10 protein-coding genes and 2 pseudogenes are annotated in these 13,942 nt (G+C 40.3%); 7 read left to right on the forward strand and 5 right to left on the reverse strand.

Annotation, left to right across the window (positions count from 1 at the left end; genetic code table 11):
• Nucleotides 1-8: 8 nt before the first annotated feature.
• The 3 genes from coxB to AACU33_RS18455 all read right to left on the reverse strand — a co-directional run bounded on the left by coxB (nt 9) and on the right by AACU33_RS18455 (nt 2,494).
• Nucleotides 9-854 (reverse strand): cytochrome c oxidase subunit II, encoded by an 846-nt coding sequence (gene coxB, locus AACU33_RS18445; protein WP_096590047.1) that lies wholly within the window; start codon nt 852-854, stop codon nt 9-11.
• On the reverse strand, nt 851-1,198 hold the full coding sequence (locus AACU33_RS18450) for a hypothetical protein (protein WP_096590048.1): 348 nt from the start codon (nt 1,196-1,198) through the stop codon (nt 851-853). The genes coxB and AACU33_RS18450 overlap by 4 nt, the downstream gene beginning before the upstream one ends.
• A gap of 1,164 nt (nt 1,199-2,362) precedes the next feature.
• A complete protein-coding gene (locus AACU33_RS18455; protein ID WP_339376122.1) occupies nt 2,363-2,494 on the reverse strand; it encodes a hypothetical protein in 132 nt (43 codons plus the stop codon).
• Between the two features lie 58 nt (nt 2,495-2,552).
• Here AACU33_RS18455 and AACU33_RS18460 point away from each other — a divergent pair, with 58 nt between their 5' ends.
• From AACU33_RS18460 to AACU33_RS18470, 3 genes are read left to right on the forward strand one after another with little or no spacing between them, the layout of a single operon-like run.
• Nucleotides 2,553-4,151, forward strand: coding sequence for a helix-turn-helix domain-containing protein (locus AACU33_RS18460; RefSeq protein WP_096590049.1), 1,599 nt, complete (start codon nt 2,553-2,555; stop codon nt 4,149-4,151).
• Nucleotides 4,152-4,164: 13 nt separating this feature from the next.
• Nucleotides 4,165-4,335: a hypothetical protein gene (locus tag AACU33_RS18465; protein WP_339376123.1), complete on the forward strand. Its 171-nt coding sequence runs from the start codon at nt 4,165-4,167 to the stop codon at nt 4,333-4,335.
• Nucleotides 4,316-4,582, forward strand: a complete 267-nt coding sequence (locus tag AACU33_RS18470; RefSeq protein ID WP_339376124.1) for a hypothetical protein — start codon at nt 4,316-4,318, stop codon at nt 4,580-4,582. The genes AACU33_RS18465 and AACU33_RS18470 overlap by 20 nt, the downstream gene beginning before the upstream one ends.
• A gap of 339 nt (nt 4,583-4,921) precedes the next feature.
• Here the strand turns inward: AACU33_RS18470 and AACU33_RS18475 are convergent, their stop codons facing one another.
• Both AACU33_RS18475 and AACU33_RS18480 read right to left on the reverse strand, forming a co-directional pair.
• Nucleotides 4,922-6,820, reverse strand: a complete 1,899-nt coding sequence (locus AACU33_RS18475; RefSeq protein WP_096590051.1) for a transketolase — start codon at nt 6,818-6,820, stop codon at nt 4,922-4,924.
• Between the two features lie 949 nt (nt 6,821-7,769).
• On the reverse strand, nt 7,770-7,934 hold the full coding sequence (locus AACU33_RS18480; RefSeq protein ID WP_339376125.1) for a hypothetical protein: 165 nt from the start codon (nt 7,932-7,934) through the stop codon (nt 7,770-7,772).
• A gap of 223 nt (nt 7,935-8,157) precedes the next feature.
• Here AACU33_RS18480 and AACU33_RS18485 point away from each other — a divergent pair, with 223 nt between their 5' ends.
• The 4 genes and pseudogenes from AACU33_RS18485 to AACU33_RS18495 all read left to right on the forward strand — a co-directional run bounded on the left by AACU33_RS18485 (nt 8,158) and on the right by AACU33_RS18495 (nt 13,012).
• Nucleotides 8,158-9,087, forward strand: coding sequence for a cation diffusion facilitator family transporter (locus AACU33_RS18485; RefSeq protein ID WP_096590052.1), 930 nt, complete (start codon nt 8,158-8,160; stop codon nt 9,085-9,087).
• Between the two features lie 472 nt (nt 9,088-9,559).
• Nucleotides 9,560-10,357 (forward strand): annotated as a pseudogene (locus AACU33_RS37605) (PAS domain-containing protein); the annotation flags it as partial.
• Nucleotides 10,358-10,480: 123 nt separating this feature from the next.
• A pseudogene (locus AACU33_RS37610) lies at nt 10,481-11,473 on the forward strand (PAS domain S-box protein); the annotation flags it as partial.
• Nucleotides 11,474-11,491: 18 nt separating this feature from the next.
• On the forward strand, nt 11,492-13,012 hold the full coding sequence (locus AACU33_RS18495; RefSeq protein WP_096590054.1) for a hybrid sensor histidine kinase/response regulator: 1,521 nt from the start codon (nt 11,492-11,494) through the stop codon (nt 13,010-13,012).
• The last annotated feature ends 930 nt before the right edge of the window (nt 13,013-13,942 follow it).

The following is a 13,942-nucleotide window of genomic DNA, read 5'->3' on the forward strand; positions in this document are numbered from 1 at the left end:
AGGAAAAACTAGGGATTTACGGCAACGGTGCGATCCATTTCTGGCTGTTGGGCGATGCGGTTTTCTGCCAACCAGCGATCGTACTCTTCGGGGGTGTGGACGACTACGGAAGTACGCATACTACCGTGATAGCCGCCACAAAGTTCGGCGCAAACTACCGGGTATTGTCCGGTTTTGGTAGCGGTGAAGCGTAACTGTGTGGCTTGTCCGGGAATTGCATCTTGCTTCAACCGAAACTGCGGAATCCAAAACGAGTGGATGACATCATTTGCAGAGATATTTAGCAGTACATCTTGACCCACAGGAACGTGCAGTTCGCCAGTATTCACATTGCTATCGGGATAGTTGAACAGCCAAGCGTACTGCATCCCGGTAACGTTGACTACTAGAGATGGCGGCTTACCTTCGTTTGCAGGTGTAGAACCAATCCCAATCGGGTTAGAGTTGGGTTGTGCCATCATCGACTCGTGGGTCATGCCGTGATGACTAATGGCATCCATACCCCCCATTTCGGTGTATACATCTACACTGTATATTCCCAGTCCAATCACAATGATTCCAGGGATTATTGTCCACAAAATCTCTAGGGGGAAACTGCCTTCAATTGGCTCGCCATCGGTGTTATCGCCGCGACGACGACGAAACTTGATAACAGAAAAGAGGATTGCCCCTTGTACTACTAAAAATAAAGCAGTACCAATGGCTACCATGACGTTAAAGAAATTATCTACTAAAGGCGCTTGTGCAGAAGCTTGTTCTGGTAGGAGATGATTATTTTGCCCTACCCACAAGCTAATCAAAGTAATTAAGATACCTGCAATTAAAGTTACGATCCCAAGGGGAATTTGTTTCATAAAATAATTTCCTCTGGATAAGCATTTTGCTGCCACATTCTTTCCAACATTTTGACTTTTCTTTGCAGCGCAGCAGTCCGATAAACAACATAGCGATTATGCAAAGTAATTCCCAAACAAAGACTCAGGGGAGCAAAAATTATCAGCCATAATAAGACGGAAACAATCGTATTTCCCCAATTATTAGTTAATTGCTGACTATCTTTAACGGCATAAAGTAAATTTTGTGCTGCCATGAAATTGAGATGTTCTTGCCAAACTGCAATTATTGCGACTAAAGCTGGAGAAATTACTACTAAAATTAATAAAAATACTGTGAGAATTCTCAAGAGTTTAGGTTTCATAGTCATAACTGCGAAACCGCATATCTTTATATATGCGGAGGTATAAGTACTGCATTTTAAATCCGGTTAATTCCAGTTTTAAATGTCAATAATCTTTACGAATCACAGATACCCTCTCTGATATACGAGGCGTTTTGTATATTTAGGACTTAAGCAATTGACAGACTAAATATAGGTTATGGTTGTTGGCAGCTTAGAGTCAGTCAGAGGTTTTCCAATCTAGCTCGCGCAACAAGATATGTTGGTTAGATATGCTCGGACAATACATTAAATTTTAGACTTTCTTAATACTTTAGAATTTCTTCGCTATTGATGATTGAAAGTCTAAAATCTAGAAATTTATCCAATCCTCCTTCTGCATTTTGTACTCTTTGTTTGTTCATATATCAAAATAGAACTGCTATAGAAATTGATGACACTGGCGTTAGTCCTGTATATCAACAGTGTTATATCAGCTACCTTATCTCCCAATAGCATCTAATTAAGCATGTACTCAATCGTTTAAAACCTTGCAGTATCAGGACTTTAAAGTTTTTTTAGGTTGGGGTACGAGTATTTGTATGAGGGTACGAGTATTTACTTACAGGCAGGGGTACTAGTGTTTCTGTACTCAATACCAAGCTCCACTCAGGCAAAATCGGGAGCTATTAATTAAGTGAAGAACACTGCTATTCAAACAATTTTTGTGTAACAATATACAGAATTTATCAATCTAATCTGGATTTCAAAAAAAATCCAACGCTTTTTAGGTAAATTCAGTACACAGATCGGCGCACAGAATGTTGTAACATTGCAAGATTAGCTGTAATTTCAGTAATTAGCATCATATTGCCTAAAATCAAGACAATTTTGATGGGTAATAATTAAATATATTTAATAATGTCAAATTATATTGATTTTCATTTATTTAAATGATTCTAGGGCAACTCTCTCCCGATCGCTGGTAGCTGCTGACAAAAATAATATTTATGTGGCAAGCAATTGAATAATATTCTTCTCCTGACATTGGATATAAATTCGGGAAACGTTAATTGCTCTCATGTTAAAATTACTAACTAAATTTTAAAATTGACGATTAGGTATTTTTGGAGAATATGAAGATCCATTTAATGGTTCAAAATGAACAAAAATATCATAAACTTTTGGTTAAAAAAGTTACTGAAGTTAAGATGCAAGAATGCGGCTATCGGCACAATTGTAGAATAACGAGCAATTGAGTTTTAAGTAATAAAAACTTTGTGGCGATCGCCTATTAGCAACAGCCAGTAACTTCAGCATCTTTGCTGCTGAAGCCATTCAATGTATACAGCTTTGGTTGGTTAGTACTTTAACTGAAAATCACTTTTACAATACTATGCCCTACGCCATTACTAAGCGCTGTATTCAGTGTGATAATTGCCTTCCTCAGTGTCCTACAGGTGCAATCAAGATTATTGAAGGTGATTACTGGATTGACCCTAGTTTGTGTAATAACTGTCAAGGTTATGTTGCACCGCAGTGTGTAATTTCTTGCCCGGTTGACTCGCCAGTACCTTATCAAGCAAAAAAAGGTAGATGCAAGGTTGATGTCACAATCGCTGCTAGTCCAAAGCTATTTACCGACGGTAAAAGCCATCCTTTTGCCTCAGCAATTGTTATTTGGGAATTATGCAACGTTTTAGCACAGCGCCAATCTCTGCTTTGGGAAGTGGATGCAGATGGAGAGTTATATTATCAACGGCAAATTAATGGCGGTAAAGGTGCGATCGCTTTTCGAGTTACAGACGATACCTCAGATTCAAAATCACCCATCGCGCTGAAAGATGGAAAGGCTTTGTCTGCGATCGAGACATTTGATATTAGATCTGCTTGTATGCACTTGATCTATGCGGCTCATGTCACTAACCTAGATCGGCCTGGAGAAGAAGAGTTTATCATCAACGACCGACAAATTGAGGAATATTTAGGACTGGACAAACGCAAAGACTTGAGCAAAACTACCAAGCTGGCTTTAATTAAAGAACTTGCTCAACAACCCTGCAAACTGATAGCTTCGATTAATTTGCCCCCACAACGCAAAATTAAGGGAGTTTGTCTGGAAAACAGTCGATTGTGGCATTTATTGGATATTCAGCACCACTTTCAGGAAGACGAGTTGGGATGCAAACACTTAGTGGGGTTGACTTTCAAAATTAAAGCCGGCGAGTGGGTGCAGTATTTTCTCAATCGCCAAGGTTGTAAGGATCGCACGGCGTTCTATCAGTATGGTAGTTTACCCAAAGCGTTGCTGAATGCAGTCATGAGTATTTGGCAGCAACATGAAGGTGCAGCGCGGATGATGTTGTGGTTATTATTTAAAACCAAAATGGGTAGAGAACAGCGCGTAACAATCCCCACTCTCATGAGGGTTGCCTACGGTGAGAGAAAACTGAGCCAAGTGTCTTTGCATCCAGAGAATCGCCAACGTCTGTTGAGAATATTTGAAAGCGATTTAGAAGTACTCAATCATTATGGACTTAAACCTGTATTCGATCCTGTCACCTATCCCAGAGAAATTCAACCTTTGTGGACTAAGTTGGTTAATATTCCCGAAGATGCGGAGGCAGCGTTAGAATTCTGGATTGATGATGGTAGTAATGGCACGCGATTGACTGATGCTGCGCCTCGTGGCAAGTGGAATCGATTAATGAATGCTCGGATCTTATATTTTGAGATACCGCCAGAGTGGAAAAAACAACTCACCAAGTCTAAGAAGAAGCAGCGCACGCACAACCGCAAAACAAAGTTAAAACCGCAAATAGCTTTGTCTACCGAATATATTCTTGAGGCCAGAAAAAAACTAGGGTTAAGCCAAAGAGATTTGGCACAGCTAACGGGTAAAAGTCAGAGTTGGATTCGTGATATTGAAAATGGACGGTTTCAAGCTAAGTTAGAAGACCAAATACTATTGCGTAAGGCGTTAGGTATACATTAGATTGGCTGGAGTTGTGGCACGTACATCATTTAGCCAAGAGTTAGAAAAATTTTTACTAATTCCGTCAAATTATCCAAAAAAGAATTTATTAGGCATTTATGAGGATTTGAGGCGAAATCGGGCGATCGCCTCAAATTTTTTTGAGGTTACTTGGCACAATGTTAATGCATCGCCCTGCAATTGAGTTGCATCGCCCGACAATTGCATTGCATCGCCCGACAATTGCATTGCATCGCCCGACAATTGCATTGCATCGCCCGACAATTGAGTTGCATCGACTGACAATTGAGTTCCATCGACTGACAATTGAGTTGCATCGCCCGACAATTGAATTGCATCGACTGACAATTGAATTGCATCGCCCGACAATTGAATTGCATCGCACTGCAATCGAATTGCATCGAATTTTTATAATTAGCCTCAGGCTATAAGGCTTGTCATTACCCACATTTTTGTAAAACTCAAAGCAAGGCTGGGTTCATTGGTGTCAACTTAGGTGAAACCCTCTGTGTGACAACGTTTTGCCCTCACCCCCAGCTCCCACAGGAGAGGGGAGATAGAGATTAAATTCCCCTTCTCCCCCAGGAGAAGGGGTTAGGGGATGAGGGTGTGGGGGATTTGTACAACGCTTGCCCGATATAGCTTTGGGCTTAAGTTGACACCAATAAGGGAAATTCCACCCCTACAGATTCATTCGTTGCACAAACGGCAAAATCCTCTTTCCCCCTGACCCCTGCCGTCTTAACGATCGACTTTCACTAAACGCGATATTACTCCGTTGGCACCCAAGCAGCTTGTTTGACAAGCGATCGCACTGCCTCGACAATGGCATCAGCGTCAATTTTGGCGGCATGAAGTAGTTCTTCGGGAGTGCCCGATCCTGGCATATTCTGTACTGCTAGCTTGATAAAGTTAAGTTGCAATTCACCATAACTAGGAGCAGTACCCGTACCGACAAAGGCATCAAGTACCGCAGCGCCCAATCCGCCTTCACTCCAGTGGTCTTCTACTACAATGAGGTTGCCATCGGTATCACGGGCTGCTTGGTGCAGAGTTGCCGCATCAATTGGCTTGACTGAGTAAGCATCAATGATTCGCACTATAATATCTTCTTGTTTTAGGCGATCGTATGCTTTCAGGGCTTCGTGTACTGTAATCCCAGCGGCAATCACTGCTACTCGATCGCGATCGGAACTGCGAACGACTTTGCTACCACCTACAGCAAAATCTTCATCGGCAGGATAGAGAACAGGCGTGCTTTCACGAGTTGTCCGCAGATAAACAATCCCATCCAAATCGACCATTTCCGCTACAAGTTTGGCGGTTTGATTGGCATCGCAGGGATAAAGCACGGTACTATTCCATACTGCTCGCAAACTAGCCAAGTCTTCCAATGCCATTTGCGAAGGGCCATCTTGACCAATTGAAACTCCCGCATGGGAACCAACTAGTTTAATATTGGCGCGAGAGATTGCCGCCATGCGAATAAAATCATAAGCTCGACTTAAAAATGCTGCAAAGGTGGAAGCAAAAGGTTTATATTGCCGCACTTGCAATCCTACGGCGGCAGCGACCATTTGCTGCTCGGCAATGTACATTTCAAAATAGCGATCGGGGTAAGCTTTAGCAAACTCTTCGGCGTAAGTGGAGTTACTAACTTCTCCATCTAAAGCAACTACATCAAATCGCGATGCGCCTAAAGCTTGTAAAGCATCGCCGTAAGCTTTACGAGTCGCCACTGAATCGCCTTCTTGATATACAGGAAGCTGGAGAACTTGTGAGTGATTAGTTGTAGCTGTTTCGGTTGGGAAGTTCGGCTTTTCCACCTGAATAATTATCTGACGTTCTCCTCCCAGTTCCGCGATCGCATTTTTGGCATCATCGGGTTTTAATGCCTTACCATGCCAACCGCCAATATCTTCTAAATGTGCTACACCCTTACCTTTCTTTGTGCGAGCGACGATCAGTGTGGGACAATCGAGATTATCAACTGCTTCGGCGTAGGCTTGGTCAATCTCTTCTAAATTATGACCGTCGATTTCAATTGCCTTCCAGCCGAAAGCCTGAGCGCGATCGCGATAAACATGAGTATTCCAACCTAACATTGTTTGGCCGCGCTGCCCCAAGCGGTTAACATCCAAAACGGCGATTAAATTTGCTAGTTTGTAGTGAGTAGCGTGTTCAAAAGCTTCCCAAATCGAACCTTCCGCCATTTCGCTATCCCCAAGCAAAACCCAAGTGTGATATGGCAAGTTGTCTAAATATTCGCCAGCCAAAGCCACACCCACAGCAATTGGCAATCCTTGACCAAGAGAACCCGTTGCCACATCTACCCAAGGTAGTACAGGAGTGGGATGTCCTTCTAAGCGACTGCCATATTGACGCAAAGACATCAATTCGCGATCGTCAATTGCCCCTGCTGCGCGATACATAGCATACAATAGCGGTGCTGCGTGCCCTTTGGAGAAAATCAGGCGATCGTTATGGCGATCGTGTGGATTGCTAAAGTCATAGCGGAAATACTTCGCCAACAGCACTGCCATCAAGTCAGCAGCGGACATAGAGGAGGTGGGATGACCCGATCCAGCAGCCGTGGTTGCACGAATACTATCAACTCGCAGTTGTTGTGCTAACTCATGCCATGCTTGCAACTGTTCAACGGTAGCCATGATTAATCTCCTACAAAATCGGGGCTAGGGAGTGAGAAGGCAGTCTCAATGAAAAAATTTCATCGCCAAGATGAAAAAAACAAGGAAAAAAGCAGAGGGAGCAGAGGAAGCAGAGGAGGAAGAAATAACTTTTAACTATTGGCTCTTCACCAATGATTTTGTTGGCGAATTGATAAGGGTTTAATTCATCAGCCTCAATCCATCTGAAAATTCCTTGAATAAGAGTGCGTTTTAACGCAATTTAACTATGAGCAATCAATTTATTGCAGGGCGGGAAAGCAATACCAAACCAATGTTTCATCTAAAGGGGAGAACCCATGATGAATTTAGTTGCTTTCAAACCTTCTTGCCAGAGGGAAAATTATTTTTGCTCGCCTTGAATCCTGCTAAATCTTAGAATCCTAATGTATTTAGGAAAAATTTGAAGTAGTTTCGAGTGGATGATATCTACTCTATCTACCTATATTTCAAAAATTAAATAGGAATCTCATCGCCTACATATTGTAGTTAACAGACACGGTAGTTTCCTCTAACAAATGATAGAGTCACTAGGTAGAAATTATTTAATTTAGCAAATGCCTATCAAATGCAGATTCAGTTGCGACAATATCCCAGCTATTTGAGCATTGCTGTCTGTCAACAACTCTTAATAAGGCAGCAGATATTAATCTTGATTAATTTTTGTAATAAAAATCACTATCTAAAAACAAAAATATTTAAAAGATTCACATAGCAATATTCGCTATTGCCTGTTACCTTGCGATACAAGTAAGCTCAGACGTAACTAGCTCATTCTTAATTTCCAAATATTCAGATTGATACTATGTCCGGCTGATGAGTGATGATATGATTTGGTGCATCTGTGCAAAACCCTGGAAAATCTTTCTCCCTCGACTGCCTTAATTATCGGTCTGTAACCGGACAAGATATGAATAAGCTATCACAGTAGCTACCACAACATCATCGGTAGACCAGCAATTACAGAAGCAATACCCGTCCAAATAGAAAAGCGTCCAATGTCTGCTTCATCTAATGCCGCACTCATCTGAAACATCGCTGCTAGCAATGCTGCCAACATAACTATAAACAAACTGCCATATCCCAAGTAAATCATGATTCATCCTCACTATACTTTTCAGAGTATTTGTATTTCACTGAAGCAATACTCCTAACAAAATAATGGAGATGATTTTCGTTATCTTCTGTTATACGGATGGCAAATTCTCTATTTCTTTCTATTTACAGAAAGAGATTAATGTTAAGTTAAGTTAGTGGCGAACGACACAAAAACTAGAGACACAAGCGTTAAGCAGCAGGCTGTTATTTAGGTATCAAGGATGGCACATAATCACAGTCATAACCATAATCATCATCATCACGAACATGGCACTAATAACTATAATCGCGCTTTCATGATTGGTACTATCCTCAATGTCGGATTTGTCATTATTGAAGCGTTTTATGGATACTTAGCGCACTCTTTAGCTTTGCTTGCTGATGCAGGTCACAATTTAAGTGATGTATTAGGACTGCTACTAGCTTGGGGAGCAAGTTTTTTGGGCAGCCGACCGCCAACTCTACGCTATACTTACGGACTGCGACGTTCTTCTATCTTAGCGGCTTTGATAAATGCGATCGCACTTTTGTTAGTCATGGGCGGAATTGCTTGGGAAGCAGTACAACGCTTTCACAGCCCTGCATCCGTAGGAGCAATTACAGTTATTGGCGTAGCAATGGTAGGAATTGTCATCAACACCATCACAGCTTTAATGTTTATGTCAGGTCGCAAACATGACTTAAACATTCGCGGCGCATTTTTACACATGGCGGCTGATGCTGGCGTTTCTTTAGGAGTTGTGTTGGCTGGTATCGCCATTGTTTTCACAGGCTGGTTGTGGTTTGACCCAGTTGTGAGCTTGATTATCGTTGCCGTAGTTGTATTTGGTACTTGGCAGTTGTTGAAAGATTCCGTAAATCTAGCATTAGATGCCGTACCCGAAGGAATTGAGCCGCTAGCAGTTCAAACTTATCTATCAGAACTTCCTGGTGTCACCCAAATTCACGATTTACACATCTGGGCAATGAGTACCACTGAAACAGCCCTAACTGCTCACCTAGTAATTTCCTCTGGACATCCTGGTGATGATTTTCTTGTCCAGACTTGTAAAGAACTGCACGATCATTTCGGCATCGAACATTCTACTTTACAAATCGAAATTGGTGATTCCAATCAAACGTGTGCTTTGGCTTCCAATCACAGAGTTTGACTTTAAAGTTGGGTATTATTTACTGATAGCATTTGTAACCATCTTGCCCTAACAATTATCCTGTTTAACGCGCTGAAGTTCAAAGGTTTATCGCCTAAACCCACTTAAGCGTAGTTAAATAAGCGAACTTAAATATACAGATGAGTCTACTTCAGTAGACAGTAGCTTTTAGCCTTGTAATCAATTCCGATGCGAGATAAATAGAAGCAAAATATTACAAAAGCCGAGTCATCATCAATTATGAAGTAAATGTAAATCACAAGTAAGAATAATTATTACAAAACTAACTTTATAAAGTGATTAATAAGTTAAATAAGTATGAACCATAAAGGATGAGAGATACCCATAAAAACAGTCCTCAAAGTAAGTCTAGAGAGCGCATTTGCACGAATTTAAATTTTAAGTAAAATTTTAGGATTAAGTTAATTTTCATGACAGAATTATTTCATAATTTTTTTTTAATAATCAGTTTATCCCGCATGGGCATTGTTATCTTTGGCAGCCACACTTAGTCTGGTTGCATATCATTTCAGATTCGCTAATTGCACTGGCTTATTACTCAATTCCAGTAATGCTGGTTTATTTTGTCCACAAGCGAAGAGATGTGCCTTTTGATTGGATTTTTCTCATGTTTGGCACATTCATAGTTGCTTGTGGCACAACTCATGTCATGGACGTGTGGACGCTTTGGCATCCCACTTATTGGCTATCTGGACTGATTAAAGCTATCACTGCTGTTGTATCTGTATATACAGCTATAGAATTAGTGTCTTTAATTCCTAAAGCGCTGGTTCTGCCTAGCCCCGCCGAAATAGAAGCAGCAAATCACCAACTAGCAAAGGAAATTGTCGAACGTAAAAGAACGGAGGAGGAATTGAGAGAAAGCGAACAACGTTGGCAATTAGCTTTGCGTGGTAATAATGATGGCATTTGGGACTGGAACGTCAAAACTAATGAAGTTTTCTTCTCACCTCGTTGGAAGGAAATGCTGGGTTATCAAGAACAGGAGATTTCTCACCATTTTGATGAAATGATTAGAAGAGTGCATCCTATCGATCTTGATGGTGTAAAAACAGCAGTCAAAGAACACTTTGCCAAAAAAACACCATTTTACACTCATGAATATCGAATTTTATGTAAAGATGGCAACTACAAATGGATTTTAGATCGGGGTCAAGCACTGTGGGATGATGATAGTAACGTTGTGCGAATGGTAGGTTCTCATACTGACATTACTGAGCGTAAGCAAGCAGAAGAAAATCTCAGCCAACTACTAGACCAACTAGAAAACAAAGTTGAAGAACGGACAGTAGAATTAAAAAGAATTAATGCATCGCTACAGGCAGAAATTGCTGAACGTCAGCGCATAGAAAAGGAATTGCGAGAAAGCGAACAGCGATTTCGCGCTACATTCGATCAAGCAGCCGTTGGTATTGCTCATGTAGGCATAGATGGGCGATGGTTATTAGTTAATCAAAGGCTTTGCGATATTGTTGGGTATACATCCCAAGAATTAAAGTTGCGAACTTTCCAAGATATTACCTACCCAGACGATATGGAAGCCAGCCTGAAATATGTTGAGCAGGTATTAATAGGTGATATTCCGACGTTTTCTTTGGAAAAGCGTTATCTACGCAAAGATGGTTCTATTGTCTGGATTAATGTCACAGTATCTTTAGTTCGCGAATCTTCTGGAACTCCCAAGTATTTTATTGCGGTAATCGAAGATATTAGCGATCGCAAGCGTTCGGCGGAACAAATCCAAGCATCACTCCGAGAAAAAGAGGTGCTTTTAAAAGAAATTTATCATCGCGTTAAAAACAATTTCCAGGTAATTTCCAGCCTGTTGAACTTGCAATCTGAATATATTAAAGATAAACAGGATATGGAAATATTCCAACAAAGTCAAATGCGGATTGCATCAATGGCTTTAGTTCACGAAAAAATGTATCAATCGCGCGACTTATCGAGAATTAATTTTGGTGAATACGTCCAAGATTTGGTAGCAAGCTTACTAACTTCCTATGAAGTTTCGGAAGATGCGATCGCTTTAAATATAAATATTGACGAACAGATTTTACTAGGCTTGGATACAGCAATTCCTTGCGGCTTAATTATTCACGAACTTGTTTCTAATTCCTTAAAATATGCGTTTCCGTTGGGGAGAAAGGGTGAAATTAGCATCGCTATTAGAAAAATGCTGGAAAATAAGATTTTACTTACCGTCCGCGATAATGGTATTGGTTTACCTGCAAACTTCAATTTTACAAATACAGCATCCTTAGGTTGGCAATTAGTAGATGCTTTAGCTAGTCAGCTTGTAGGAGATATCAATATTCACAGCGCTAGCGGCGTAGAGTTTCAAATATCATTTCCCATAGGATAAGCATATTAGGAATACCAGATGTCAAACGCCAAGGTTTTGGTTGTCGAAGATGAAGCTATTGTGGCGAAGGATTTAAAAAATCGTCTCACAAGATTTGGTTATATTGTTCCTGCTATTGCTTCTTCAGGACGAGAAGCAATTAATAAAGCACTAGAATTTGCTCCAGATTTAGTGCTAATGGATATTAGATTAAAAGGAGAAATGGATGGTATAGAAGCTGCTCAAGAAATTCATAGACAGTTAGATATACCCGTAATTTATTTAACTGCTTATGCCGACGATCGTACTTTAGAACGAGCCAAAGTTACTGAGCCATTTGGCTATCTACTCAAACCTTTTAAAGAAAGAGAATTACAAACTAATATTGAAATAGCGCTGACTAAACATAAACTAGAAAAAGAATTAAAAGCTAACCAAAAATGGCTATCTACTTTACTTAACAGTATAGGAGATGGAGTAATTGCAAGCGATATTCAAGACTCAGTAAATTTTATGAATCCTGTAGCCGAGAATCTCACAGGATGGGAACAACAAGAAGCTTTGGGCAAAAATTCAGCAGAAATATTTAACATCGCTAATGCAGTAACTCGTAACCCGATTGAAAGTCCGATTAGAAAAGTTTTACAAGATGGTGCTGTTGTCGAACTTCCAGAAGAAACTATTCTCATTGCTAAAAATGGTGAGGAAGTCCCAATTGTTGATAGTGCAGCACCAATTAGAGATGACAAAGATAATATTATAGGCGCAGTTTTGATATTTCGAGATATTACTGAGCGCAAAAAAGCTAGTGAGGCGCGGAAAAGAGAAATTGAGCAAATGCAACTCGTAGCGCAATTAGAAGAACTCAATCAACTTAAAAATGATTTTTTAAATTTAGTCTCTCATGAATTGCGATCGCCCCTCAACAATATGAAGGGGATGATTCAAGTATTGCAAGTCTCTCCCAATTCTCAGGAATTTCAGCGTTATCTAGATTTGATGAAAGTTGAGTGCGATCGCGAGCTAGATCTCATCAACGATCTGTTAGACTTACAACGGCTGGAAAGTTCTTGCTATTTTCCTGTAACTCCTGATGCACTGCTATTACAAGATTTGTTACCCTTATTGATTGAGTCATTCCAACCCCGCGTAGAAGAACATCAGCAAACTCTTCAGCTAAATGTTCCTTCTCATCTTCCCGCATTAATATCAGATCGTACTAGCTTAGAACGAATATTAACGGAATTGCTCAATAACGCCTGCAAATATACTCCTGCTGGTGGTGAAATCATCCTCAATGTGCGCTACAACTCCTCAGCAACACCCCCAGAAACTATAATTGCTGTCAGTAATTCCACAGAAATTTCCACCGCAGAATTACCGCGAATTTTTGATAAATTCTATCGCATTCCGAATGCAGACCGTTGGAAACAAGGCGGTACGGGGTTAGGGTTAGCCATAGTCAAGAAGATGGTCGAACAACTCCAAGCAATCATTCATGTAGAAAGCAGGGAGGGATGGACAACTTTCACCCTCACATTCACTGATTTAGTTCTGTAAATGATTAGTTTGCTGTACAAATATTAAGTTTGGGAAGCCAGATCTTTTTTTTCATTCGGTAGATAGGGGAAATAACTCGTAATTAGAGTTAAGATTCGGCTTGTGAATGTCTGAAGAACGTTAGGATTTGCCCTGGAGTATATCCAGGGTCTTATTTTTATATTTAGCTCTCATCAATTGATAGCTGTATCAAAACAAATTACTGAGTGTATCTCGTCCGTTAAACGTGTGGCGGGTGAAGCCATAGCATCTTTAGGAAAATTTGTATACCCCAAATAGAAAGATGATCTCTAAGAAGAGTATGTATAAATTAACTATATATGGTAAACACCTGGTATATCTGGAGGCTTGGTCTTAGCCGAGCCTTTTTCATATATTTAGTATATAAGTATTTAAGTATATGCTTAGATGCTGAGAATTTTTCCAATAGCTAGTCTCTTCAGCAAGTAGTTTCCTAGCAGTTTTTGGCATATTTGGATACATCCCATAGGATGATGCTGTCTGATAAGAGTAGGTCTAAATTAATCTAGTACGTTGTTAAGCACAGCAATGATCGAGGTTTGGCTCGCAACCAAACCTTTTTTTATCAGTCTTGAGACGATTTGCACACATCCTCTAGGATGATGAAGTGGAACTAGAGTAAGTCTAAATTAAGCTTGGTGTAGTAAATGCTTGGTATACATACAGGCTTGGTTTGGCCAAGCCTCTTTCTTCTTTTGTTGTTGTACATTCGCACATTATATGTCGCATTTCGCAAATTAATGTGGTTGATTTGCTTCTTCCATTTATTAACAAACTTTGAGAATTGTTTGCTTAAAAATTTCTGAAGACTAATTTACATCTAACACTGCAAGTATGCGGCTTCGTTGCATGAAAGCAAATAGAATATTTGAATACACCCCAGGGGAAGATGAAATATCAAAAAGTTCG

This window comes from Calothrix sp. NIES-2098, assembly GCF_963875125.1.
GTDB lineage: Bacteria > Cyanobacteriota > Cyanobacteriia > Cyanobacteriales > Nostocaceae > Aulosira.

What these genes read in the sequence shown, in the direction of transcription:
- AACU33_RS18455 (WP_339376122.1), bottom strand. Translation starts at nt 2,494, where the DNA reads ATGGCTTCAGCAGCAAAGATGCTGAAGTTACTGGCTGTTGCTAATAGG.
- AACU33_RS18450 (WP_096590048.1), bottom strand. Translation starts at nt 1,198, where the DNA reads ATGAAACCTAAACTCTTGAGAATTCTCACAGTATTTTTATTAATTTTA.
- AACU33_RS18475 (WP_096590051.1), bottom strand. Translation starts at nt 6,820, where the DNA reads ATGGCTACCGTTGAACAGTTGCAAGCATGGCATGAGTTAGCACAACAA.
- coxB (WP_096590047.1), bottom strand. Translation starts at nt 854, where the DNA reads ATGAAACAAATTCCCCTTGGGATCGTAACTTTAATTGCAGGTATCTTA.
- AACU33_RS18470 (WP_339376124.1), top strand. Translation starts at nt 4,316, where the DNA reads ATGCATCGCCCTGCAATTGAGTTGCATCGCCCGACAATTGCATTGCAT.
- AACU33_RS18495 (WP_096590054.1), top strand. Translation starts at nt 11,492, where the DNA reads ATGTCAAACGCCAAGGTTTTGGTTGTCGAAGATGAAGCTATTGTGGCG.
- AACU33_RS18480 (WP_339376125.1), bottom strand. Translation starts at nt 7,934, where the DNA reads ATGATTTACTTGGGATATGGCAGTTTGTTTATAGTTATGTTGGCAGCA.
- AACU33_RS18460 (WP_096590049.1), top strand. Translation starts at nt 2,553, where the DNA reads ATGCCCTACGCCATTACTAAGCGCTGTATTCAGTGTGATAATTGCCTT.
- AACU33_RS18485 (WP_096590052.1), top strand. Translation starts at nt 8,158, where the DNA reads ATGGCACATAATCACAGTCATAACCATAATCATCATCATCACGAACAT.